A 23,013-nucleotide genomic window follows, 5' to 3' on the forward strand; every position below is an offset into this window, starting at 1 on the left:
AATCCTTTCATGCAGCTTTGAGTACCCTTTTAACCGAAATTTCACATCCGGATGGTGGAAAAAAGAGATTCTCCCGACCTCGATCTTCATCACAATAAATCACAATGTGATTATGTATGATTATTTTGGATTTGATAGTGAGTGGTGGCAGTTGAATCTGCTCGCGGGGCGTCAGGTAAAGCAATGCCCATATGAATGGTGAGATGTCCGCACCAATCCAATAGCCATGAGTTGTCCTCATCTGGACGGAGCATAAATATGGAAACCCTCTACAACGCTTTTTACATCTTTTACAGTCAGGTGATGACCAAGGCACCCCTGCTGTTGGGGCTGGTGACCTGTATTGGCTACCTGTTGCTCAAGCAGGATGGCACGACGGTCGTCAAGGGCACCGTGAAGACCATCGTCGGTTTCATGCTGGTGCAGGTGGGCGCCAGTACGCTGGTGGCAGGCTTCAAGCCGGTGGTGGACAAAATTGCGGAATATCATCACCTCACCGGTTCAGTGATTGATCCCTACACCACCATGATGGCGACCATGGAAACCATGGGAGAGAACTACTCCTGGGTCGGCTATGCGGTATTGCTGGCCCTTGCCCTCAATATTCTGCTGGTGTTGCTGCGGCGCTATACCGGGATCCGCACCATCATGCTGACCGGTCACATCATGTTTCAGCAGGTGGGCCTCATCGCGGTCTTCTATATGGTGATGGGGGCCTCGATGTGGGAAACCATCCTCTATTCCGCCGTTATCATGGCGCTCTATTGGGGGATCTCCTCCAACATCATGTTCAAGCCGACTCAGGAAGTAACTGGTGGCGCGGGGTTCTCCATCGGTCACCAGCAACAGGTCGCCTCCTGGATTGCCACCAAGGTGGCGCCGAAACTGGGCAACAAGGAAGAGAGCGTCGATCACCTGAAGCTGCCAAAGTGGCTGCACATCTTCCACGACAGCATCACGGCGACCGCCATCGTGATGACCATTTTCTTCGGTATCATCCTGCTCTCGTTTGGCCTCGATAATCTGCAACAGATGGCGGGTCAGACTCACTGGTCCATCTACATTCTCGAAACCGGTCTCAAGTTTGCGGTCGCCATTCAGGTCATCGTGGTGGGGGTGCGGATGTTCGTTGCCGAACTCTCCGAGGCCTTCAAGGGGATCTCCGAACGGGTCATTCCCAACGCCGTCCTGGCAATCGATTGCGCCGCCATCTACGCCTACTCGCCGAATGCCATGGTCTTTGGCTTCATGTGGGGGGCTATCGGTCAGTTTCTGGCGGTGCTTGCCCTGCTGGCATTCCAGGCGCCCATCATGATTATCCCGGGCTTCATTCCCATGTTCTTCTCCAACGCCACCATAGGGGTGTTCGCCAACCACTTTGGCGGCTGGCGCGCAGTGATGAAGATCTGCTTCGTCATGGGGATCATCGAGGTGCTTGGCTCTGCCTGGGCTATCCACCTGTTCGCGGTCAATGGCACCAGCTTCAACGGCTGGATGGGGATGGCTGACTGGGCGCTGGTATTCCCGGTGATCATGCAGGGCCTCTCGTTATCTTCCCTGTTCTTCGTGGTGTTACTGGCTGGCGCCGGGCTCTATATGTACTTCGCTTCCCGCACCCTGCGGATGGAAGAGGATATGGCTGTCCCGAGTGCCGCCGTGGCAGAAGAAGCGGCCGATCAGCCAGCCTCGCCAGTCGAGAGTGCCAAAGGGGGACATGCAGTGCGGATCCTGGCGGTATGCGGCAATGGTCAGGGCTCATCCATGATGATGAAGATGAAGATCGGCAAGTTTCTCGAACAGCGTGGCGTGCCCCATATCATGGACTCCTGCGCCGTGGCCGATTACAAAACCAAGCTGCAGACCACCGACATCATCGTCTCTTCCAAGCATCTGGCCGGCGAGATGAGCCCCGGTGAGGGCAAATTCGTGCTGGGCGTGCAGAACATGCTCAACCCCAATTCGTTTGGTGATGAACTGCTGGGCATCATCAAGAACAACTTTGCAAATTAAGCCGATGAGCCTCGCGGCATGTGGCCGCGGGCAAGGAGAACAAGATGAAATTCAAACAATCTCTGATGGAAAACAACTCTGTATTGCTCAATGTGGCCGCCAGCGACTGGCGCAGCGCCATCAAGCTGGGCACCGACATGCTGATCCGCTCCGGTGCCGTGGAGCCGCGTTACCATGACGCAATCATCGGCAGCATTGAAAAGATGGGGCCCTATATCGTGATTGCCCCCCAATTCGCGATGCCCCATGCGAGGCCAGAGGATGGAGTCAATCGCACGGCGTTTGCACTGGTCACCCTGACCACGCCGGTGAAGTTTGAGGGGGAAGAGGAGCCGGTGGACGTGTTGGTGACGCTGGCGGGCAGCACCTCGGATGAACACATGGAGGGGCTGATGGAGGTGACTCAGGTGCTGGAGGATGAAAACAGCGAGAGCGGGATCAACCTCGACAAGCTGCGAGCGTGCCAGAGCACCGCAGATGTATTCAACGTCATTGATCAGGCGCTGGCGCAAGTGGTCTGAGGCACCCAACGCGGCCCCGCAAGGGGCCCAGGAGAACGAAATGTACAACTCATTGAAAGAGGCGGTACTGGAGGCCAACCTGCTGTTGCCCCGATACGGTCTGGTTACCCTGACATGGGGCAACGTATCCCAGATAGATCGCAGCTTGGGCGTGGTGGCCATCAAGCCATCCGGGGTCTCTTACGACAATATGACCGTTGACGATATCGTGGTGGTTGATTTGGCTGGCCAGATCGTCGATGGGCATTTATCCCCGTCCAGTGATACCGCAACCCATCTGGTTTTATATAAAGCGTTTAAAGGCATTTCCGGTATTGTGCACACCCACTCCCGTCATGGCACTATTTGGGCGCAAGCGGGAATGGATATTCCCGCCTTGGGTACCACACATGCCGATTATTTCTATGGCGATATTCCCTGCACCCGTCCGCTGACCGAAGATGAAATTCGCGTTGACTATGAAAAAAATACCGGCAAGGTCATTGTCGAAGAATTTCAGCGACGGGATCTGGATCCACAGGCCTTGCCAGGCGTGGTCATTACCGGTCATGCCCCGTTTTGCTGGGGCAAGAGTGCGGTGGATGCGGTGCACAATGCGCTGGTGCTGGAGGAGGTTGCCACCATGGCGCTGGCAACCAGAGCATTGAATCCGGCCATCCATATTGCGCAGGAGTTGTCTGATAAACACTATTTCAGAAAACATGGTGAGAATGCCTATTACGGCCAGCGCTAATTAGTCGACCCGTTATTTAAATTGCCCATCTATTTATGTTAGTGACGTCAGGTTACGGCCCTTTATCGACTTTAAATCAATGGGCCAATCCATTCTGCCAAGGTTTTAAATTGAGGAAATATAGTATGACCAAACCCATGTTACAGATTGCTCTGGATTCTACCGATCTTGCTACCGCCGTAGATATTGCCGATCGCGTCGCCAGTTATGTCGAAGTGATCGAGGTCGGCACTATTCTGGCTTTTGCAGAAGGGATGTCTGCGGTACGCACCATGCGCGAGCGTCACCCTGATCACATAATCGTGTGTGATATGAAGACCACGGATGGTGGTGCCATTCTGGCTCGCATGGCCTTCTCGGCCGGAGCTGACTGGATCACGGTATCGGCCGCCGCACATGTTGCTACCATTGCTGCCTGCAAGAAAGTTGCGGATGAGTTTGGCGGGGAGATCCAGATCGAGATCTATGGCAACTGGACGCTGGATGATGCCAAACAGTGGGCCGATATGGGGATCACCCAGGCTATCTATCACCGCTCGCGGGATGCCGAGCTGGCCGGGGTCAGCTGGACCCAGGCCGATTTGAGCAAGATGCGGGCACTCTCCGAGCTGGGGCTGGAGCTGTCGATCACCGGCGGTATCGTGCCGGAGGATATCCATCTGTTTGAAGGGATTAGGGCCAAGACTTTTATCGCCGGACGGGCACTGGCATCGGAAAGCGGTCAGGCAACCGCAGAAGCGTTGCGCCGAGAGATAAGCAAATATTGGTAACAGGTGCTGGTTATTAGCGAATAAAGGCCCCGGAAATAGTCCGGGGCCTTGTCGTTGAAGGGGTTAGATCCGCCCCTGATAGCGCAGGGGGAAGCGGCCCTGACTGTCGGGTTGGCCGAGGAAGGGGAGCCGCTGCTGCATCTGCTCTGGCATGGCCGGGCCGGGTTTCATATTGCCCTGAAACAGGTATTGGCCATTGGGTTGCAGCTCGAGGCGACCGCTGGTCTGTACCGCATCCGAGCCCTGCTTGAGCTCGGCCACCAGTCTGGAGTCGAGGCAGGTGAGTTTCACCTCGGGGTCGGCCAGATCCAGCTTGCCCGCCGGGGTATCGGCGCTGGCGTTGTACCAGTCGAGGTTGCCATAGAGGTTGTCGCACCAAGGGGTGCCCTGGGCAAACTGATCCACCTTGAGTTGCAGCTGACCGGTGAGGGTGACCGGGAAGGGGAGTGGCAGCGGGATGCGCGCCATTACCCAGGGGGCCGGGGCATTGAGGGTCAGGTCGCGGCCGAAGGCGGCACCATTCCAGCCGACAACGCCCTGACCGTTGAGGCCGTTGCGCTCGCCAAAGCGAATGGCTACTTCGGGGGCGAAGCGCAGCAGTGACCAGCCATTGAGATCCCAGCGCAGCTGGCTGATGGATTCGCTGGCATATTGCAGCCGGGCGATCTGGCCGCTCCACAGGGTGCCGCTCACTCCTTCCATCTTCAGCAGGCTGGCAACGTTGGCGGGCAGCGGCAGATAGCGCACCACCAGCGCCGCAGGCAGGGTCGCCAGCAGGAAGACGAAGTAGGCTGCCAGAAACAGGCTGGCAATCAGGATGCGTTTTTTCATTGGGGACGACTCAACTGCAAACGTCTGACCTTGACCAGACCCGGGGCCAGCTCCTCGCGGGCCAGCTCGATGATTTGAACCTGAATGCCGTGCTGTTCTACCAGGGTGGCGAGCCAGAGCAGCAGATCATCGAACGGAACCGTATCGATCCACACCTGCAGCTCCTGCCCCTGTGGTTGCAGGCGGGCAATCTTGATCTTGTGGTTGAAGGCGGTACGGTTGACGACCCCCTCCAGGGTGCCGCTGGTGTCTATCTGGCGACCCTGACCGCCCTGCATGGCCAGCACCTCTTCCCCTTTCTCCTTGAGCCAGGCGAGGGTCTGTTGCTGGTTTTGCACCTGACGTTCGCGCTCGGCGATGCGGTTGTCGAGAGGATGCCAGACGCTCCAGTAGAAGAGGCCGACCAGCAGCAGGATGCTGCCTGCCACCACCAGTCGCTGTTCTCGTGCGGTGATGCCCTGCCACCAGCTCTGCAATTTTTCCATCATGATGATTTACCCTTGAGCACCAGCGCCCCTTCAACCTTGCCATCGGTGCTGCGCACCTCGCCCTGCTGCACCTCGAAGCGCTTGCCCGCCAGTTCGCGGAACCGCTCTATCTCGGCAAAGCCGGGGGCGGTCACCTGCAGCCGCAGCTCGCGGCGGCTGGCATCAAAGCGCATTACCTGCGGCTTGAGGCCGGGTACTTCGGCAAAGGTGGGGGCCAGTTCGGTGAGCATCAGCAGCATGCCGTTTTGCGGTGCCTGCCCCATCAGCCGCAGGTGCTGGGTCATCTGGCTGCGCACGTTCACGATGCGGCTTTCGTTAGGGAAGATGCGGCTGTAGACCTGACGGATCTCCGCCTTGAGCGCCTTGTCCTGCTCCGCCAGTTGATGCAGCTGGACACCGCGCTGGACGAGGGCCACCAGCAGCAAGAGGGCGGCGGTAATCGCCACCTTGCGCCACTGCAACCAGTAGCGGGCATATTCGGTCTGTGGCCGGTAGGGGCCGGTCAACAGGTTGGCGCGGCAGGTGAGGGCACCCCTGGCCAGCAGCAGCATGGGGAGCTCGGGCTCGGCCGGCTGCCAGTTGGCCGCCGCAATGGCGGGCGCCGGGGTATGGCTGTGAATGGTGACGGGGTCGGCTTCGGCGGCCAGCAAGATGGCCAGCAGCGACTCGTCGGCCACAATCCCCTGACAGGCGTTCTGGCGGATCAGCCACTCGCTGCCGAGCTGCAGGGCAGACCAGCCATCAGCCGCCTGCGGCAGTGCCAGCACATCGGGCAGCAGTTGCTGACTTCTAAGGCCGGCAGCCTCGAGCCAGCCGAGCCACTCGGCCATCTTCTGGCGATCCACCGCCATCAGGTCGACCTGCGGGCCGTCGTGGGCCAGCACCACCAGATGCAGCTCATCCACGTCGGAGGCGATCTGCTCTTCAAGCAGATAGGGTAGGGCCGCCGCCGACTGGCGGTTGTAGCGCCCCGGCAGGGTGACGCGGCGGAAGATCAGATCGCTGCCCGGCACCAGGGTGACCACGGGGCGGCCGCCAGCGCGCTCCTGCAGCTCGCCCAGCGCGTCAGCTGAGGGGAGCTCGCCGGAGGCGATGATCTCCTGCTCCTGACTCGACCAGACCAGCCAGGCGACCGGTTGTTGTTTGGTGGTCCCCAGACGGATGACCAGACTCTCGCTCACGCATCTCTCTCCAGCGATACCGGTTCGTACGGGCCAGACCGACGCAACCGGTGCGCAGCCCGCAGGCTGCATCCAATGTTTGCCCTGCCGGGAGTCGCTCCCGCCAGCGCTTGTTTATTCGGCGCCACTGTTGAGGCGGCGCAGCATGACCAGCTTGTTGTCCTTGCCCCGTTGGAAGATGCTTTCCAGCCAGGCACGACTGTCGCCTATTTCGGCGACCACGCGGGCCTCGAAAAAGTCGCTCTTGACCACCAGCGCCTCCTTGAGCCCCTTGACGGTTTCAAGAGGTACGGGCAGCTGATCTGTCATCTGCTTGCTATCTTTCCACCCCTTTTTTGGCCGCTCGGTCAGTACCCGCTTGGCGTCATCGCTGCCAATCTTGCCCAGATAGAGCGCAGCCAGCAGCTCGGGGCGTTCCGGCAGCAGGGTGTTGATATTGATCTTCAGCTTGTCGCTTGGCAGCGTGCAGACATAGGGGGCCAGTTTGGCATAGACCCTGGCCGTTACGCCGCGCACCGCCCGCAGCTCATCCTTGCCCAGCATCCACTGGTTGGCGGTGAGGTAGGGAGGCTTGAGCCCCTCGTAGTAGGCATCCTCGGCGCCGAGGCTGGAGACCAGCACCGTATCCTTGTCCGTCCAGTCGCGAATGGCGTCGGTGAGCTGGGCCGCCTCGTAATCATCCATCGCCAGCTCCTTGAGCAGGGCGCGAAACACCTGCACCGGATAGGGTTGCTGCTCCAGCTCTTCCCCGTTGTTGCCCGCCTGATTGGGTACGCTCAGGCTGTTGAGGTTGAAGCAGGATTGCAGGTCGGTCACCTCGCCCTTGAGCTGGCCATCATCGACCGGAAACACCGTGTTCTTGCTGGCCCACTTCTGGCCGAGGCTCACCACCTCGGGGTCATCCTTGAAATCCTGTGCCAGCACCTTGCTCACCAGCGCCTCCGCCGAGAGGGCATACCACCAGGCTTGCTTGCCGGCGGTGACATTGCTGGTGCGGCGCAGCTCCAGCTGCAGGCGGCCGCTCATGTTGCTGGCGATGATCACCATCACCGAGAGGATCAGCAGCACCACCAGCAGGGCCATACCGCTCTGGCGGCCGGGGCGTACAGGGTTAGTTCGCATTGGCGCTCCCCCCGTTCTGGTTGCCGCCATTGCTGTTGTTACCACTGTTATTGCCGTTGCCGCCGTTGCCGCCGTTGTTGCCGTTATTGCTGTCGCCGCCCGGATTGGGATTGCCGCTCTGGCTGTTCTCTTCGGCGCGCTGGCCGCCGGCGCCAATCAGAAATTGCCGGCGAATGGTGCCGTAATCTTCCAGATCCAGCTCGACCGCGAGCCCGTAGGGGAGCACGCTGCGCTGGGTCCACTCTTCCTTCCAGCTCCCCTTGTCGTAGAAGTAGAGGCGAAACGCGGTGACGCCGGTCAGAAGCGGCTGGGTGCGAGGCTCGGTGCCGATCACCGGATCCGGATAGAGGTAGCTGAGACGTTCCAGCTTCTGATCCTTGAGTCGCCAGCCGACCCGCTGCAGATGAGAGCGGGGCAGCATGCCGTCCGGGTTGAGCCAGCCGCTGCGCATAAAGGCCATGCCCCAGTCATCGCTCTGCTGGCCAAAACGGGAAGCGGCCAGCAGCACCTTGTTGTTCTCTCCCTCGATGCGGCCGCTGCGCGGCACCATCTGGGTGACATCCCGCTCCAGCAGGGTGAAGGCGAGCTGCAACTCGGAGAGGCGGGCCTCCTTGCGCTTGGCTACCTCGTCGCTGGTGAGCACCCCTTGCAGCACCTGATAGGCACCCATGCTGAGGGTGGCGAAGATGGCGATGGCCACCAGCATCTCAAGCAGGGTAAAACCACGGTGACGGGAAGGGCGGGTGTTGCTCGGGATCATCGGTTGATATAGGTCCGCATCATGGCGATCGGGTTCTCGGCCTTGGCCTCGGTGCGCACTTCCATCTCAAGCGCCTTGAAGTTGCTGTCGCTGGTCGCGACGCCGCGATAGCGCCAGTACCAGGTCTGCCCGGCCATCTGCTCATCCCCTTCTACCCAGCTGTCGCCGGGCCACTTGTTCTCGAGCTTCTGCTGCACCAGCTGGTTCTCCACCACCCAGGTAGCGAGGGTCTTCTCTTCCAGATAGTTGAGGGCCGAGAGGTGCTCGCTGGCGGTCTTCATCACCGCGAGACCCGCAATGGCAAAGACGGCCAGCGCCACCATGACTTCGAGTAGTGTCATGCCTCGGGCGTTCATTCGCTCACCTCTTCATCCTCATCGCCGGTGAGCAGGGTCAGGCGGCCGAACTCGTCCCCCTTGACGATGCGGGTGTAGCGCACCTCGTCATCCTGCTGGCTGAAGGTGAGGGTAAAGGGAGTCAGCTCGCCACCGGGGAAGATAAGGAGCTGCGGGGTGCGCTCCTTGTCATCCCGCTTTTTTTCGCGCTCTTCATCGGGATCGGGTTGCCAGCCAAATCCCTCCAGCTCCAGGGTCAGCGCCATGTTCTCCGGTAGTTGCACCTGACCCAGCTGCTTGTCACCGGTCAGGGCCAGCCACTTGCGATCCTTTGCCTGGCGCTGCATAAACTGCCAGCCATTCTCCTCGATGCGAATGCCCACCAACCGGCCATCCATCACCGCGTACTCCTGCGCCAGCTGCAGGGTTGCAATCAGGCGGCGCGCCTGCTTGTCGAGCTCCCTGTCACCTTTTGCGCCACCCATACTGAGGGTGACGGCGGTGGCCACCAGCCCCATCAGCATGGCGACCAGCAACACTTCCAGCAGGGTAAAGCCGGATTGGCGACGGGCAGATGGTGCAGCCCTCATTCGGACTGCTCCAGCAAAGCAGAGTGCACGCGGCGGCTAATCACTTATTGGAAATCCTTCAGGTTCCAGTTGCCGATGTCGTCATCGGTACCGGCTTCGCCATCCTGACCCATGGAGAAGATGTCGATCTTGCCGTACTGGCCCGGGCTCAGCAGCTGATACTGGTTGCCCCAGGGATCTTGCGGCAGACGCTTGATGTAGCCGCCATCGCGGTAGCTGCGCGGCGCCGGGTCGATGGAGGGTTTGGTCACCAGTGCTTCCAGACCCTGCTCGGTGGTCGGGTAGCGATTGTTGTCCAGCTTGTACATGTCGAGGGCATTTTCCAGCGCCACGATATCGGAGACCGCTTTCTGCTGGTCAGCTTTCTCCTTGTTGCCCATCAGGTTGGGCACCACCAGACTGGCCAGAATGCCGAGGATCACGATGACCACCATAACTTCCAGCAGGGTAAAACCGGATTGACGACGTTTGTTCATGAGTTGCTCCGTAACGAATGAGATGGGATGGCCCATCAGAGAGTGATTACTGGGTGGATTCGACGGGCCGCCAACGGGTCGCCGAACGCCGGAAACTTACATATTCACCATGTTGTTGAGCTCGAGGATCGGCTGCAGGATCGACATCACAATAAACAGCACCACCCCGGCCATGGAGACCACCAGCATGGGTTCGAACACCCCGAGGGCAATATTGACCTGGGATTCAAACTCCCGATCCTGGTTGTCTGCCGCCCGCTCCAGCATGCTGTCGAGCTCGCCGCTCTGTTCGCCGGAGGCGATCATGTGCAGCATCATGGGCGGGAAAATCTTGGTCTCGGTCAGCGACTTGCGCAGACTGGTCCCCTCGCGCACCCGTTCGGCGGCCTCGAGAATGCGCATTCTGGCAAAGTCGTTGGAGAGCACTTCACCGGCGATCTTCATCCCCTCCAGCAGCGGCACCGCGCTGGCGTTGAGGATGCTTAAAGTACGGGCGAAGCGGGCGGTGTTGAGACCGCGGCTGACCCGGCCAATCACCGGCAGGCCGAGCAGCACCTGATGCCAGCGCCGGCGGCGCTTCTCGTCGGTGAGCCACCAGCGCCAGACAAAGCTGGCGATAAAGAGCAGCAGCAGGAACCAGAGGCCATAGGCCTGCATCAGCTCGCTGGTACCGATGAGAAAACGGGTGGTGCCCGGTAGCTGCTGGCCCATGTGCTCAAACTGGGCCACCACCTTGGGCACCACGGCGGTAAGCAGGATTGAGATAACCCCGATGGCGACGCAGGTGAGCACGATGGGGTAGATCATCGCCTGCAGCAGCTTGGTACGCATATGCTGGCGCTGTTCGGTGTAATCGGCGAGGCGGTTGAGCACCTTCTCCAGATGACCCGACTTTTCACCGGCCGCCACCATGGAGCGAAACAGCTGGTCGAACACATGGGGGAAGGCCCCCAGCGAGTCGGCCAGCGAATACCCTTCCACCACCTTGCTGCGCACGGTGGCGACCAGACTGCGCAGGTGGGCTTTCTCGCACTGTTCGGCCACCGCCTTGAGCGCCTCTTCAATGGTGAGACCGGCGCCTACCAGAGTCGCCAGCTGACGGGTGATCAGGGCCAGCTCGGCTGTGGAGGCGCCACGACGAAACAGGGCGAAGCGGGTCGCCTCCCGTTTCGCCTTCTCGGTGGTCTCGTTCACCTCGAGCGGGGTGAGCCCCTGCTCGCGCAGCAGTTGGCGCACCTGACGGGCCGAATCCCCCTCCATCACGCCGCTCTTGCTGCGCCCCTTGCCGTCGAGGGCTTTGTATTCGAATGCCGCCATCTCAATCTTCCCGGGTCACGCGCAGCACCTCTTCGAGGCTGGTCTGCCCCTTGAGGACCTTGTCGATACCGTCGCGGCGAATACTGGGGGTGTGGCCGCGGATCAACCGCTCGATGGCCATCTCGCCGCTGGCGCCGTGGATCGCCTCGCGAACCGCCTCATCGACCACCACCAGCTCATGGATGCCGGTTCGACCGCGATAACCGGTGTGGTTGCACTGCTCGCAGCCCACCGCATGCCAGATATGCTGATCCGGCTCCAGTTTGATCCCCATGGAGAGGCGCTCCTGCTCGGTGGCCGGACGCGAGGCGCGGCAATCGGGGCAGAGGGTGCGCACCAGCCGCTGGGCCAGTACCGCCAGCAGGGAGGAGGAGAGCAGGAAGGGCTCGATCCCCATGTCCCGCATCCGGGTGATGGCGCCGATGGCGGTGTTGGTGTGCAGGGTCGACATCACCAGATGACCGGTGAGCGATGCCTGCACCGCGATCTGGGCGGTCTCGAGGTCACGGATTTCCCCCACCATCACCACATCCGGGTCTTGACGCAAAATGGCGCGCAGGCCGCGGGCGAAGGTCATGTCCACCTTGCTGTTGACCTGGGTCTGGCCCACCCCTTCGAGGTCATATTCGATGGGATCTTCCACCGTCAAAATGTTGCGATCCCGCGAGTTGATCTCGGAGAGCGCCGCATAGAGGGTGGTGGATTTACCGGAACCGGTCGGGCCGGTGACCAGAATGATGCCGTGGGGCTTGCGGATAAGCTCGCTGATGATGCTGCGGTTGCGCGCCGTCATGCCGAGCTGCTTGAGCTCGAGGCGAATGGTGTTCTTGTCGAGCAGACGCAGTACCACCCGCTCGCCGTAGCTGGAAGGCATGGTGGAGACCCGCACATCGACGGCGCGACCGCCGATGCGCAACGAGATGCGGCCATCCTGTGGCACCCGCTTCTCGGCGATATCCATCCGCGACATGACTTTGATCCGCGAGACCAGGAGCGAGGCCAGCTTGCGATGGGGACGCAGGATCTCCCGCAGCACCCCATCGATGCGAAACCGGATCACCAGCGCCCGCTCGAAGGTCTCGATATGGATATCGGAAGCCTCCTCCTTGATCGCCTCGCTCAACATGGCGTTGATGAGGCGAATGATGGGGGCATCGTCATCGGCATCCAGCAGGTCTTCGCTCTGGGGCAGCTCTTCGGCCAGCGCAAAAAAGTCCATCTCGTTGCCGAGATCTTCCATCAGCTGGCGCGCCTCGGAGGAGTCACGCTGATAGTGGGCCATCAGCAGCTCTTCGAAGGCGTCGTTGTCGAGTTGCTCCACCGCAAAGGCACAGCCCGCCACCCGGCGAACTTCCAGCAGGGTCTGTGGGGTAACGCCGGTACGGCACTGCAGCACAGGTGCGCCGTCACGTTCGCTGAGGATCACCCCGAAGTTGCGGGCAAACGCAAAGGGGAGCTCGGGCAGCGGGGGAGGCAGGCTGCTCCCGTCGAGATGATAGGCACTCATCAGGGGCGGCTCTGCACAAAGGGAGTGGTGCTTTCTACCGCGCTCTGCTGGCGAACCTTCACCTGCTCCAGCTGTTTTTGCAGTTCAGGCGACACCATCACATCCTGGCCATAAGCCGGCAGTACCTGACGCTTGGGCGAGGTGAGATAGCCCTCCTGAGCGGCCGCATCTAGCTGTTCGGCACGGAACAAGGAGTACTTGTTGCTGGAGATACCGGAGTAGACGTTGGCATCGCGCAAGATGGTTGGCCGGATAAAGACCATCAGGTTGCGTTTCGAGGTGCTGTTGGAGGTATAACGGAACAGGTAACCCAGCCCGGGGATATCGCCGAGCAGCGGTACCTTGGAGACCTCTTCCTTGGTCTGTTCATCCATCAGACCACCCAGCACCACGGTCTCGCCGCTCTTGATCAGGACTGCGTTTTTTACGGTACGGGTATCGAAGGTCGGGCCCAGTCCGGCGGTGCCATCGGCCTGCTTGGCGACGCTGGAGACCTCCTGCTCGATGGTGAGCAGCACCGAATCCCCTTCGTTGATCTGGGGAGTGACCGTCAGCTTGGTACCGACCGTTTTGTATTCGATGGTGTTGAAGATGCTGTCGGTACTGGTCGAGCTCTGGCTACCTGTCGGGGTTGGCACCTCTTTACCCACATTGAACGACGCCTCCTTGTTGTCCATGGTGACAATGCTCGGGGTCGAGAGAATATCGTTCTTGGTATTGGAGGCGATGGCCGTAGCCAGCATGCTCCAGTCGCCGTGATAGAAACCGGCGGCCATGCCGTTTACCGAGGACATCAGCTTGGTGATCGGCTCGGGGTTGCCATTTTTATTGAGCTTGTCTGCCGCCACTTTTGCGGTAATGGGGACGCCAGTATCGGGGAACTGGATCGAGCCATAGTCAGCATGATTCCATTGGACGCCGAGATTAAGGCCATCACTATCCTGCATCTCGACGATGATTGCCTCTACCAGCACCTGGGCGCGGCGAATATCGAGCTTGGCGATGACCTGTTCAAGTTCTGCCATCACATCGGGCTGGGCGGTGATGACCAACGCGTTGGTAGTCTCGTCGGCAGAGATGGCCAGCTTGCCACCGCCGATACTGGCTCCACCGCCCATGGCGGCGTTGCCGCCCCCCTTCTTGTCCGCTTCGATGCTGGAGCTGACCCCCTTGAGCACATCGACCATGTCCTTGGCCTTGCCATATTTGAGGTAGAAGACCCGGGTATTGCCCTGGCTCTGCAGGTCGCGGTCGAGCTGGCGTACCATCTGGATGATGCGGGCGCGCGCTTTCGGTTCACCACTGACCACCACCGAGTTGGTGCGCTCGTCGGCGACCACCTTGGGGGCCAACAGCAGGCTGGTGGTGCCCCCTTGCGGGTTATTATCCTTGTTGAGATTGGTCACCAGCCGCACGATTTCACCCGCTGAGGCGAACTTGAGCTTGATGATGTCCACATCCTGATCGCCAGCGCGGTCGACCCGGTTGACCACTTCCACCAGCCGGTTTACCACGGCGGCGCGGCCGGTGATGAGCAGCACGTTGGAGGGCTCGTAGTGCACTACGTTGCCACCGCCGGCGTTATCGTTGAGCTGACGCAGCAGGGGGGCCAGTTCGCGCACCGAGACGTTGCGCACCGGTACTACCCGGGTCACCATCTCGTCGCCCATGCCCGGATTGCTGCCATCCACCACCGGAATGGCGGAGGTCTTGGCATCGCGCGAGCGCAATACCTTGAGCACGCCGTTATCCATCGGCACCACGGCAAAACCGTAGACGTCGAGCACGCTCAGGAAGAACTGGTAGTACTGCTCCTCGTTGAGCAGGTCGTAGCTGCGGACGTTGATCTTGCCGCGCACCGAGGGCTCGATGATGATGGTCTTGTTGAGGTTCTTGCCCACCGTGTTGATGAACTCTTCGATATCGGCGTTCTTGAAGCTGGCCGAATACTCGGTGGCCCAGGCTGATCCTGCCATCATCAGTGCCGCCGCTATGGTGGCCAGACGCCAGCCTTTCCCTTTATTGGTCATTCTTGGTACGACTCCAAAATCATTATTCTGACAAGCGAACATAGACATCGAACTGTTCACCCTGTCGCTCGACGGTCACTGTCAATTCGGTTGCGCCAGCCAGCTGCTGCATCGCCTGCATGGCCTGCATGTTGTCACGCAGATCCAGGCCGTTGATGCTGAGGGCCAGATCATTGGCCTGCAGCCCGCTCTGGTTGAAGAGTTCCGGATTGTTGCCCGGATTGAGGCGATAGCCAGCCAGGCGGCCATCCACCTGAACCGGTGAAATAGTGAGGTAATCGGTGATCTTGCCGGGATCGCTCATCAGCTCGCTGCGCACGGAAGAGAGCTGCGCGCTCCCGCCTTGTTGGGGCAGGGGTTTGCCGTACTCTTCGCCATCGAGCATCAGGGTCTCGTCGCGGCCATCGCGCTCTATGATGACCCGGTCGGGGTAGACCTGACGGATCCGAGCCTGGGTGCCGTCGATGAGATCCCCCACGCTGTAGGAGTTCTGGATCCCCGACATGGCGATGATGGCGATCGATTTGGCCGGATCGGAGCTTGCCAGCACGCCGTTGAGCTGGGCATTGAGCTGGGTTCGCGGTGCGTTGGCGGCGACCTCCTTGCTCTGCTGCGCCTTGGCTATGGCCTTGCCAAACAGGGAGAGACTGCTCACTTCACCCAGTTCAAGGCGGGGGGCACTTTGACCGACAGTTGCAATCATGGAGGGTTGCCAGGGTTCGTTGGCCAGAGGTGTGGCAAGTGTGACCAGACGCCAGGTGAGATTGGCACACTGCTGGGCTAGCAGGATCAGCAATATCAGGAAGAGCGCCTGAGTAATGCGGGCCATGGGCAGCTGCCGGCACTGGGCCTGCAGCTTGGTCAATATCTCATCCCTGGATAGTCGGCTCATATAAATCAACATGTTTCATGTGTTCTGGTGCGGCTGGTTATTGTGTACGGCTGTTCGTATGGATACAACTTTCTGAAACCGCCAATGGGCAAAATTGGATAATTCATCACAGCCGGCAGGCAGCTGTGGTGATAAAAACACCAATTTCGCCATTGCATGAAATGGGCTACGAGCCGTGAATCAGAGGCTTTGGGGAAGCTCTCTGCATCGATTGGGGTCAGGCAATCCGTCGCCATGACGCGCTTACCCCTGCCAATCCTGCAGCGCCTTGAGGGTGACACTCTGGCCACCCACATCCAGCACCATGTACTCCTGAGCGATGGTAGCGAGGCGCACTCCGGGGGCAATCTCGCTCCCCTCCCGGTATTCACGGCCATTGAGCACCACCGCCCGTTTGGCAGGGTTGGATGAGAACACATGGGAGCCATAGCTGAATGCAGGCACCTGCTGGCGGATCGAAAGCGGCGCGGCATTAAGCGGCATAAGCTGGGCCGGCTGCACGCTCTGGGGCACTGTACCCGACTCCTGTTGCAGCGGTGTTTCGTTGAGGGCGCGCATCAGCTGTTCGGCCAGGGTAGGTCGACTGGCGGCCGGGTTACTGGTGGCGACTGCAACCTTGGGCTGCTGCACCACCGGCTCCGGCAGGGGAGGCGGCAGCGGCCGTGTCACCATCGCCTTGGGCTCCACTCGCACGAAGGGCGGGGTGACCACCTCTTTCACCTCGACTTTCTCCTCGATGGGGCGCAGATGGATCAGGTGCCAGCCATAGTTGGCGCCAGCACCTAGCAGCAGGGCGAGCGGAGCGAGCAGCCAGACGAGGCGGCGGGATGTCCGCGCCTCTTCGCGGGGCATGGCAAGCCCCATGGCGGGGATACAGGTTTGTGGCTGCGGTTGCTGTGCACGGTGCAGCGCCTTGAGCAGGGTAGACATCAGGAGGCCTCCTCCAGTCTGGGCATGGGTTCACCGGAGAGAGCGTTGAGACGGAGCAGGGTATTGCTGCCGGCGATGCCGTCAGGGTTGAGCCCCTGATCCCGCTGGAACTGCAGCAGTTTGTTCTTGAGCTCGCCATCGAAGCGGCGCACCTTGCGCTCGGGCTGTTGCAGCGCGCGGCTCAGGGCATTGTCGAGCCACTGGATCTGGGCCTGCCCCGCATTGTTGCCGATCAGGCTGGCGCCCCCCTTGGGCATGCGCCAGAGCAGGGTGTAACTGCCGCCCCAGTTGTCGCTGAGCCACTGTCTCTCAACCTGCCAGCTCTGGTTGCCGATCATCAGGCGTGCCTGCTTGGGGCCGAGAGTGACCAGGGTGGCGTAGTAGATGCCGCCCGTCTCGTCGGTAAGGCTGACCATGGCGGGGTATTGCAGATTACGCAGCTCGTCGAGGCTCGCTTCCCCCTCCTGACAGCGCAGGCCGGCGCGGGGGGCGTTGTCGCAGGTGGCATCCTCCAGCTCGGGCTCGTAGCCCCAGACCCGGTAGAGATTCTGCATTGCGCCCTCGGGGTCGAGCGCCTGATTGATCGCCTCGGTAAGCTGCTCCTGCTGCTCGGCAGTCTCATCGACGGTAACCGGTACCTCGACCTTGACCACCGGGCGGGTGGGGAAGACGCCGAAGAACTGCCAGCCCCACCAGCCAGCCGCCACCAGCAGGGCGCCAGCCAGCGCGACCGCAAGGCCGGAGAGCCAGCTCCCCTCGTCGCGGATCCCGCTCACCTCAAAGGCGGCCTGACTGATGTCGCCATGGACAATTTTGTAGCTGCCACGGGCAAAGGCGGCGATCAGGGCGCGGTCGCAGATGAGGTTGATAAGACGGGGGATGCCACCGCTCAGGCGGTGGAGGGTCTGGATTGCCCTGGGGGTAAAAATGGGCTGCACGCAGCCGGCGACCTGCAGCCGGAAGCGAACATAGGCATCGACATCGCTGGCAACCAGGGGCAGCAGGTGGTAGCGAGCGGTAATGCGCTGGGCCAGCTGGCGCAGCAGGGGCTGGCGCAACATCTGCTGCAGCTCTGGCTGACCGATCAGCACCACCTGTAGCAGCTTCTTCTCGTCGGTTTCGAGGTTGGTCAGCAGGCGCAGCTGCTCCAGCACCTCTGGCAGCAGATGCTGGGCCTCATCCACCAGCACCACGCTGCGCTTGCCTGCCACCAGATTGGCCAGCAGGTGGTCGCGAATAAGGTCGAACAGCAGCTTGATCCCCGCCTCGGTCGGGTAGGCAAGCTGAAACTCGTCACAGATGGCCGCCAGCAGATCCCGCTCGGTCAGCGAGGGATTGAGGATATAGGCGATCTCGGTCTCGGTGGGCAGCTGTTGCAGCAGGCAGCGGGAGACGGTGGTCTTGCCGGTGCCTACTTCGCCGGTCAGTAGCACAAAGCCGCCGCCATCCTGCAATCCATAGCTGAGATGGGCCAGAGCCTCCCCGTGCCGCTCGCTCATATAGAGATATTTGGGATTGGGCGAGATGGAGAACGGGTGTTCCGAGAGGCCAAAGAACTGTGTGTACATGAGGGATTCTTTTGTGACCAGTTACAGGTAAAAAATATTTCCGGATGATAGCAAACCTCGCATTCATTGGAAGCTATCCGAGTGGACAAGAGACAAATGACGGCACTTTCCCTTCATCTTGTGATCCAGAGTCGGGATTGTGCCGCTCAAACGGTCAAAAAATAGCGGTGATTTGCAAAAATAAGTTTATTGTCAACAGCTTGGGGAGGCGAAGTTTTCACCTGTCGGTTCGTTAACGGGTTTGCCGACTCAGCGATGGTCCTTAAATTTGGCCGCTATCTCCTTGAACTGCGCCTCGCAGGCGAGAAACGCCTTGACTATATTCGGGTCGAAGTGACTGCCGCTTCCTTTCACAATGATCTCCTTCGCTTCCTCATGGCTGAAGGCGGGTTTGTAGACCCGTTTCGAGATGAGGGCATCGTAGACATCCGCCACCGCCATCAGCCGCCCGGAGAGGGGAATAGCCTCACCCGCCAGCCCTGCCGGATAGCCGCTGCCATCCCACTTCTCGTGGTGGGTGAGGGATATCTCCCGCGCCAGCCGCAGGAAGGAGTTGGAGCCCAGCTGCGCCTCGGCGCTCGCCAGCGCATCAGCACCGATCTGCGGGTGGCGCTTCATGATGGCGAACTCCTCATCGGTCAGCTTGCCCGGCTTGAGCAGGATGGCGTCGGGAATGCCCACCTTGCCGACATCGTGCAGCGGGGCTGATTTGAACAAAAGATCGATAGTGGCGTCATCCAGTGGATAGCGATCCCAGTCGCTGAAGCTCAGATACTCCGCCAGCGCCTTGACGTAGTGCTGGGTACGGATGATATGGGCGCCGGTCTCGTTGTCCCGGGTCTCCGCCAGCGAGGCGAGGCCGAGGATAGCCACGTCGCGGGTCAGGTTTAGCTCGTCGCTGCGCGATTTCAGCTCGCCGATCATCTGATTGGTGCTGGCGGCAATCAGGCCAAACTCGTCATCCCGGGTGACCGGCACCCGGGCATCGAAGTCACCGCATTGCACTCTGGCCATGGTGCTGGTCTGGTGGCGTAGGGAGAGGCCAAGGTTGCGGCCGTAGCCGTGAATGATGAGGGCGAGATAGCTGAAGGTCACCGTCATCACGAAGGCGATCTCCCACAGGATGTAGTGCTGGGCATCGACCCTCGGCAGACTGCGCTCCACCGTCACCAGCCACTCCAGATCCTTGTTGAACAGCAAGAAGAATACGCACCCCAATAAGGTGAGGGTTGCCAGGGTAAAGAGGGTGAACTTGCGTGGCAGCGGCATGGCCAGCGGATGGCTCAGTGCCAGGCTCTGCTCGGCTTGCCGTGCTCTGGCCCGATGCCAATCCCGCTCCAGAGTCAGGTCGGCCGCCACCAGAAAGCCGAGGGTGGTCATCCCCAGCAATACCTTGAGGTGACTCTCCAGCGGAAAGTCGTGGGCCAGAGCGTTGTAGCCCGAGAGCAGCAGTGCTCCCAGCAGGTAGAAACCTACCTCCAGTCCGAACCCGTCCAGCCCGTTACGCGGCAGGGGCCACCTTGAGAGCAGCCGGTTGCGCACGGCGAACATGATGGCGAACGTCACCAGCGTCGGCCCCAGCAGTTGGGGCAGGGTGAGGCTCTCAAGAAACGGGCAGACCTGCCAGCCATAGAGACAAAAGAGTGACAGGGTTACCCCGTAGTGCAGGACGCAGCGCCCCGAGATTCTCATCATGATTTCACCTGAACAGCATTTTTGTTGTTATGGCCGCCGCGACAGGCGCACCATCCTCAGCACCGTTGCAGCAGCAGACTACCGATGGAGTAGCCGGCGCCAAACGAGCAGAGAACGCCGCGCGCCCCCGCAGGAAGGTCGCGATTGTACAGATGAAACGCGATGATGGAACCCGCCGAGCTGGTATTGCCATAGCTGTCGAGAATGACCGGCGCCTCCTGCTGGCTGGCATCGTGGCCCAGCAGCTTGCGGCCGATGAACTGGTTCATGGTGAGGTTGGCCTGATGGAGCCAGAGCCGGTTAAGGCTCTCGGCGGGCCAGCCCTGCTCGTCGAGCTGGCCGGCAATCTGGTCGCACACCAGCGGCAACACCTCCTTGAACACCTTGCGCCCCTGCTGGCGAAACAGCTTGTCGTCGCCGTAGCGGGTACGCGGGCTCAGCCGGTTCAAAAAGCCGAAGTTGTTGCGGATGTTGTTGGAGTACCGGGTCACCAGCTTGCTGGCTACCAGTTGCCACGGATTGGCCACCTTGCAATCGGCCTCCCGCTCCAGCAGCACCGCGGTGCAGGCATCACCGAAGATAAAGTGGCTATCCCGATCGCGAAAATTGAGGTGCCCCGAACAGATCTCCGGATTGACCACCAGCGCCAGTTTGGCGCTGCCTGCCGCCAGCATGTCGGCGGCTGTTTTGATACCGAAGGTGGCAGACGAGCAGGCCACGTTCATGTCAAAGGCCATGCCGCTCGCCCCCAGATAGTGCTGCAGCTCGATGGCCAGCGCTGGATAGGGGCGTGGCATGTTGGAGGCGGCGACGATGACCAGATCGATCTCTCCCGGTTCGCGGCCGGCGGCGATCAGCGCCTGCTCGGCGGCGGCCACCGCCATCTCCACCATGATGGAGGGCATCTCATCGGGCCGCTCCGCCAGCAGCGGCTGCATGATGTCGGGGTTGAGCACTCCCTCGCGGCTCACCAGATAACGGCTCTTGATGCCGGAGGCCTTCTCGATGAACTCGCAGCTGGAGTGCTGCTTGGCAGGGAGCTGGCCGGCGTCGATGGCGGAGGCGTTCTCCTCGTTGTAGAGATCCACATACTGGTTGAAGGCGGCCACCAGCTCTTCATTGCTGACGGCAAAGGGTGGGGTATATAGGCCTGAGCCACTGATCACGATAGAGGTCATCTTTGCTCCTCGCCGGGTGCGTTCCCGGCTTGTCGGTTTATAGGGTAGAGAGGGTTAGAGCTGGTCGATCGCCGCAGCGAGACCCGCCAGAGTCAGCGGATGCATCCGTCCGCCAACCACATCATTCATCAGCTTGATGGAGGGGTGCCAGAGCCACTCCCGGCGCGGGGTGGGGTTGATCCACACCAGTTTGGGAAAGTGCTGCTGCAGGCGGGTGAGCCACACCTGACCCGACTCCTCGTTCCACTGCTCGACACTGCCGCCCGGCCAGGTGATCTCGTAGGGGCCCATGGTGGCATCCCCCACCAGGATTACCCGGTAGTCGCTGCCATAGGTGCGCAGCAGGCGCAGGGTATCGAACCGCTCCTCAAAGCGGCGGGCGTTATCCTTCCAGACGAAGTCGTAGAGGCAGTTGTGAAAATAGAAGTACTCCAGATGCTTGAACTCGTGGCGCAACGCGGAGAAGAGGCGTTGTACCTCGGCCACGTGGGCATCCATGGAGCCTCCCACATCGAAGAAAACCAACAGCTTCACCCCGTTGTGGCGCTCGGGCCGCAGCTTCACATCGAGCCAGCCCTGGCGGGCCGAAGTTTTTATGGTGTCGTCGAGATCCAGCTCGTCGGGATTGCCTTTGCGCACCCAACGCCTGAGTTTGCGCAGTGCGAGCTGAATGGCGCGCTGGCCGAGCGGCGAGTCGTCGCTGAAGTTGCGATAATGTCTGGCCTCCCACACCTTGGCCGCCTTGCCGTGCTGCCCCTCTCCCCCCATGCGCACACCCTCGGGGTGAAAACCGCCGTGGCCAAACGGGCTGCTGCCACCGGTCCCCACCCACTTGTTGCCACCGGCGTGGCGCTCTTTCTGCTCACTTAACCGCTGGTTGAGGGTCTCCAGCAGTTTGTCGAGTCCGCCGAGGGATTTGAGCAACGCCTTCTCCTCTGGGCTCAACAGCCGTTCGAACTCCTTGCGCAGCCACTCCTCGGGCAGGCTCTCCGGCAGCAGGGGAATGGCTTCCAGCCCCTCGTAGTATTCGGCGAAGGCGCGATCGAAGCGATCGTAGTGAGCCTCGTCTTTTACCAGCAGGCAGCGGGAGAGTTGGTAGAACTCGTCCATATCGATGGTGACCAACCGGGCAGCCAGTGCAGCGTGCAAGTCCAGCAGTTCGCGCAGGCTGCAGGGGAGCTTGTGGCGGCGCAGATGGGTAAAAAAGTCGATCAGCATGAGTCAGCTGCCGCGCCGGGCCAGAAAGGCGAGCTTCTCGAATAGATGCAGATCCTGCTCGGTCTTGAGCAGAGCGCCATATAGCGCGGGCACCAGCTTGCCGGGCTCGCGGGCGCGCATCGCCTCGGGGGCGATATCGTCGGCCAGGAGCAGGCGGATCCAGTCCAGCAGCTCCGAGGTGGAGGGCTTCTTGCGCAGCCCCTCTACCTCGCGCAGCTCGAAGAAGAGATCCATCGCCTCGCCAAGCAGGCTCTCCTTGAGGTCGGGGTAGTGGAGTTTGACGATGGCCTGCATCTCGGCCTTGTCGGGGAAGCGGATGTAGTGGAAGAAACAGCGGCGCAGGAAGGCATCCGGCAGCTCTTTTTCGTTGTTGGAGGTGATGATGACCACCGGCCGCTGGCGCGCCCTGACTCGCTCGCCGGTCTCATAGACGTCGAACTCCATCCGATCCAGCTCCAGCAGCAGATCATTGGGGAATTCGATGTCGGCCTTGTCGATCTCGTCGATCAGCAGCACCGGTCGCTGCTCGGCGCTGAAGGCCTGCCAAAGCTTGCCCTGGCGAATGTAGTGGCTGATATCGGCCACTCTGGGGTCGCCGAGCTGGGAGTCGCGCAGCCGGGCAACAGCATCATATTCGTAGAGTCCCTGCTGGGCCTTGGTGGTGGACTTGATATGCCAGGCAATGAGATTGGTGCCGAGATGGTCGGCGACCGCTTCCGCCAGCACCGTCTTGCCGGTGCCCGGCTCCCCTTTGATCAGCAGCGGTTTTTCGAGGGTGATGGCGGCATTGACCGCCATCTTCAATGCATCGGAGGCGAGATACTGGCTGCTTCCTGAAAATCCCATAACGTCGGTTCCTTT

21 protein-coding genes and 1 pseudogene are annotated in these 23,013 nt (G+C 60.8%); 4 read left to right on the forward strand and 18 right to left on the reverse strand.

Translation table 11 applies throughout. From position 1 onward, the window contains the following. Positions 1 to 258 precede the first annotated feature (258 nt). From NOM67_RS08755 to NOM67_RS08770, 4 genes are all read left to right on the forward strand, one after another. The gene (locus NOM67_RS08755; RefSeq protein WP_021229098.1) at positions 259 to 2,010 is read left to right on the forward strand and encodes a PTS ascorbate-specific subunit IIBC; all 1,752 of its coding nucleotides are present in this window, start codon (positions 259 to 261) and stop codon (positions 2,008 to 2,010) included. A 44-nt stretch (positions 2,011 to 2,054) separates the two neighbouring features. Beyond that, positions 2,055 to 2,531, forward strand: coding sequence for a PTS sugar transporter subunit IIA (locus NOM67_RS08760; RefSeq protein WP_255935940.1), 477 nt, complete (start codon positions 2,055 to 2,057; stop codon positions 2,529 to 2,531). A gap of 40 nt (positions 2,532 to 2,571) precedes the next feature. Further along, positions 2,572 to 3,264, forward strand: a complete 693-nt coding sequence (locus NOM67_RS08765; RefSeq protein WP_139406016.1) for an L-ribulose-5-phosphate 4-epimerase — start codon at positions 2,572 to 2,574, stop codon at positions 3,262 to 3,264. A 125-nt stretch (positions 3,265 to 3,389) separates the two neighbouring features. Next, the gene (locus NOM67_RS08770) at positions 3,390 to 4,034 is read left to right on the forward strand and encodes a 3-keto-L-gulonate-6-phosphate decarboxylase UlaD (protein WP_043851370.1); all 645 of its coding nucleotides are present in this window, start codon (positions 3,390 to 3,392) and stop codon (positions 4,032 to 4,034) included. A 63-nt stretch (positions 4,035 to 4,097) separates the two neighbouring features. On the opposite strand, the gene exeN is transcribed toward NOM67_RS08770, so the two are convergent. The 18 genes and pseudogenes from exeN to NOM67_RS08860 form a co-directional block, all read right to left on the reverse strand. Then, positions 4,098 to 4,865 carry a GspN family type II secretion system protein ExeN gene (exeN, locus tag NOM67_RS08775; protein WP_255935944.1) on the reverse strand — a complete coding sequence of 256 codons (768 nt, stop codon included), beginning with the start codon at positions 4,863 to 4,865 and terminating at the stop codon, positions 4,098 to 4,100. Continuing rightward, positions 4,862 to 5,353, reverse strand: a complete 492-nt coding sequence (exeM, locus tag NOM67_RS08780; RefSeq protein WP_041208225.1) for a GspM family type II secretion system protein ExeM — start codon at positions 5,351 to 5,353, stop codon at positions 4,862 to 4,864. Before exeM ends, exeN begins: the two co-directional genes overlap by 4 nt. Next, on the reverse strand, positions 5,350 to 6,534 hold the full coding sequence (gene exeL / locus NOM67_RS08785) for a GspL family type II secretion system protein ExeL (RefSeq protein ID WP_255935949.1): 1,185 nt from the start codon (positions 6,532 to 6,534) through the stop codon (positions 5,350 to 5,352). Before exeL ends, exeM begins: the two co-directional genes overlap by 4 nt. 114 nt (positions 6,535 to 6,648) lie before the next feature. Further along, complete coding sequence (gene exeK, locus NOM67_RS08790; protein ID WP_255935951.1) at positions 6,649 to 7,656, reverse strand: GspK family T2SS minor pseudopilin variant ExeK; 1,008 nt, start codon at positions 7,654 to 7,656, stop codon at positions 6,649 to 6,651. A 121-nt stretch (positions 7,657 to 7,777) separates the two neighbouring features. After that, positions 7,778 to 8,416 (reverse strand): annotated as a pseudogene (gene gspJ / locus NOM67_RS08795) (type II secretion system minor pseudopilin GspJ); the annotation flags it as partial. Further along, positions 8,413 to 8,772, reverse strand: coding sequence for a GspI family T2SS minor pseudopilin variant ExeI (gene exeI, locus NOM67_RS08800; protein ID WP_033113033.1), 360 nt, complete (start codon positions 8,770 to 8,772; stop codon positions 8,413 to 8,415). The gene exeI and the pseudogene gspJ, both read right to left, overlap by 4 nt. After that, on the reverse strand, positions 8,769 to 9,341 hold the full coding sequence (gene exeH / locus NOM67_RS08805; RefSeq protein ID WP_255935958.1) for a GspH family T2SS minor pseudopilin variant ExeH: 573 nt from the start codon (positions 9,339 to 9,341) through the stop codon (positions 8,769 to 8,771). Before exeH ends, exeI begins: the two co-directional genes overlap by 4 nt. Before the next feature lie 44 nt (positions 9,342 to 9,385). Continuing rightward, positions 9,386 to 9,817, reverse strand: a complete 432-nt coding sequence (exeG, locus tag NOM67_RS08810; protein WP_033113031.1) for a GspG family T2SS major pseudopilin variant ExeG — start codon at positions 9,815 to 9,817, stop codon at positions 9,386 to 9,388. A 96-nt stretch (positions 9,818 to 9,913) separates the two neighbouring features. Further along, a complete protein-coding gene (gene exeF, locus NOM67_RS08815; protein WP_042033052.1) occupies positions 9,914 to 11,134 on the reverse strand; it encodes a GspF family T2SS innner membrane protein variant ExeF in 1,221 nt (406 codons plus the stop codon). 1 nt (position 11,135) lies between these two features. Further along, positions 11,136 to 12,641: a type II secretion system ATPase GspE gene (gene gspE, locus NOM67_RS08820; protein WP_219270071.1), complete on the reverse strand. Its 1,506-nt coding sequence runs from the start codon at positions 12,639 to 12,641 to the stop codon at positions 11,136 to 11,138. Beyond that, the gene (exeD, locus tag NOM67_RS08825) at positions 12,641 to 14,671 is read right to left on the reverse strand and encodes a GspD family T2SS secretin variant ExeD (protein ID WP_198506422.1); all 2,031 of its coding nucleotides are present in this window, start codon (positions 14,669 to 14,671) and stop codon (positions 12,641 to 12,643) included. Before exeD ends, gspE begins: the two co-directional genes overlap by 1 nt. Positions 14,672 to 14,693: 22 nt before the next feature. Further along, positions 14,694 to 15,536 carry a GspC family type II secretion system variant ExeC gene (exeC, locus tag NOM67_RS08830; RefSeq protein WP_255935984.1) on the reverse strand — a complete coding sequence of 281 codons (843 nt, stop codon included), beginning with the start codon at positions 15,534 to 15,536 and terminating at the stop codon, positions 14,694 to 14,696. 270 nt (positions 15,537 to 15,806) lie between these two features. Next, positions 15,807 to 16,493 carry a GspB family T2SS assembly factor variant ExeB gene (gene exeB, locus NOM67_RS08835; protein ID WP_255935987.1) on the reverse strand — a complete coding sequence of 229 codons (687 nt, stop codon included), beginning with the start codon at positions 16,491 to 16,493 and terminating at the stop codon, positions 15,807 to 15,809. After that, positions 16,493 to 18,061, reverse strand: coding sequence for an ExeA family protein (locus tag NOM67_RS08840; protein WP_255935989.1), 1,569 nt, complete (start codon positions 18,059 to 18,061; stop codon positions 16,493 to 16,495). Before NOM67_RS08840 ends, exeB begins: the two co-directional genes overlap by 1 nt. Before the next feature lie 249 nt (positions 18,062 to 18,310). Continuing rightward, entirely contained in the window at positions 18,311 to 19,756 is a 1,446-nt protein-coding gene (locus tag NOM67_RS08845; protein ID WP_255935991.1) for an HD domain-containing phosphohydrolase, read from the reverse strand. Positions 19,757 to 19,812: 56 nt separating this feature from the next. Continuing rightward, positions 19,813 to 20,934: a beta-ketoacyl-ACP synthase III gene (locus NOM67_RS08850; RefSeq protein ID WP_255935992.1), complete on the reverse strand. Its 1,122-nt coding sequence runs from the start codon at positions 20,932 to 20,934 to the stop codon at positions 19,813 to 19,815. Between the two features lie 54 nt (positions 20,935 to 20,988). Continuing rightward, a complete protein-coding gene (locus NOM67_RS08855; protein WP_156852257.1) occupies positions 20,989 to 22,152 on the reverse strand; it encodes a VWA domain-containing protein in 1,164 nt (387 codons plus the stop codon). A 3-nt stretch (positions 22,153 to 22,155) separates the two neighbouring features. Continuing rightward, positions 22,156 to 22,998 (reverse strand): MoxR family ATPase, encoded by an 843-nt coding sequence (locus tag NOM67_RS08860; RefSeq protein WP_156852256.1) that lies wholly within the window; start codon positions 22,996 to 22,998, stop codon positions 22,156 to 22,158. Between the last annotated feature and the right edge of the window lie 15 nt (positions 22,999 to 23,013).

This window comes from Aeromonas sp. SG16 (assembly GCF_024436135.1).
GTDB classification, from domain to species: Bacteria; Pseudomonadota; Gammaproteobacteria; order Enterobacterales; family Aeromonadaceae; genus Aeromonas; species Aeromonas jandaei.

What these genes read in the sequence shown, in the direction of transcription:
- NOM67_RS08765 (WP_139406016.1), top strand. Translation starts at nt 2,572, where the DNA reads ATGTACAACTCATTGAAAGAGGCGGTACTGGAGGCCAACCTGCTGTTG.
- exeB (WP_255935987.1), bottom strand. Translation starts at nt 16,493, where the DNA reads ATGTCTACCCTGCTCAAGGCGCTGCACCGTGCACAGCAACCGCAGCCA.
- exeG (WP_033113031.1), bottom strand. Translation starts at nt 9,817, where the DNA reads ATGAACAAACGTCGTCAATCCGGTTTTACCCTGCTGGAAGTTATGGTG.
- NOM67_RS08755 (WP_021229098.1), top strand. Translation starts at nt 259, where the DNA reads ATGGAAACCCTCTACAACGCTTTTTACATCTTTTACAGTCAGGTGATG.
- NOM67_RS08860 (WP_156852256.1), bottom strand. Translation starts at nt 22,998, where the DNA reads ATGGGATTTTCAGGAAGCAGCCAGTATCTCGCCTCCGATGCATTGAAG.
- exeI (WP_033113033.1), bottom strand. Translation starts at nt 8,772, where the DNA reads ATGAACGCCCGAGGCATGACACTACTCGAAGTCATGGTGGCGCTGGCC.
- NOM67_RS08770 (WP_043851370.1), top strand. Translation starts at nt 3,390, where the DNA reads ATGACCAAACCCATGTTACAGATTGCTCTGGATTCTACCGATCTTGCT.
- exeK (WP_255935951.1), bottom strand. Translation starts at nt 7,656, where the DNA reads ATGCGAACTAACCCTGTACGCCCCGGCCGCCAGAGCGGTATGGCCCTG.
- NOM67_RS08840 (WP_255935989.1), bottom strand. Translation starts at nt 18,061, where the DNA reads ATGTACACACAGTTCTTTGGCCTCTCGGAACACCCGTTCTCCATCTCG.
- exeH (WP_255935958.1), bottom strand. Translation starts at nt 9,341, where the DNA reads ATGAGGGCTGCACCATCTGCCCGTCGCCAATCCGGCTTTACCCTGCTG.
- exeF (WP_042033052.1), bottom strand. Translation starts at nt 11,134, where the DNA reads ATGGCGGCATTCGAATACAAAGCCCTCGACGGCAAGGGGCGCAGCAAG.
- NOM67_RS08845 (WP_255935991.1), bottom strand. Translation starts at nt 19,756, where the DNA reads ATGATGAGAATCTCGGGGCGCTGCGTCCTGCACTACGGGGTAACCCTG.
- NOM67_RS08760 (WP_255935940.1), top strand. Translation starts at nt 2,055, where the DNA reads ATGAAATTCAAACAATCTCTGATGGAAAACAACTCTGTATTGCTCAAT.
- gspE (WP_219270071.1), bottom strand. Translation starts at nt 12,641, where the DNA reads ATGAGTGCCTATCATCTCGACGGGAGCAGCCTGCCTCCCCCGCTGCCC.
- NOM67_RS08855 (WP_156852257.1), bottom strand. Translation starts at nt 22,152, where the DNA reads ATGCTGATCGACTTTTTTACCCATCTGCGCCGCCACAAGCTCCCCTGC.
- exeD (WP_198506422.1), bottom strand. Translation starts at nt 14,671, where the DNA reads ATGACCAATAAAGGGAAAGGCTGGCGTCTGGCCACCATAGCGGCGGCA.
- exeM (WP_041208225.1), bottom strand. Translation starts at nt 5,353, where the DNA reads ATGATGGAAAAATTGCAGAGCTGGTGGCAGGGCATCACCGCACGAGAA.
- NOM67_RS08850 (WP_255935992.1), bottom strand. Translation starts at nt 20,934, where the DNA reads ATGACCTCTATCGTGATCAGTGGCTCAGGCCTATATACCCCACCCTTT.
- exeN (WP_255935944.1), bottom strand. Translation starts at nt 4,865, where the DNA reads ATGAAAAAACGCATCCTGATTGCCAGCCTGTTTCTGGCAGCCTACTTC.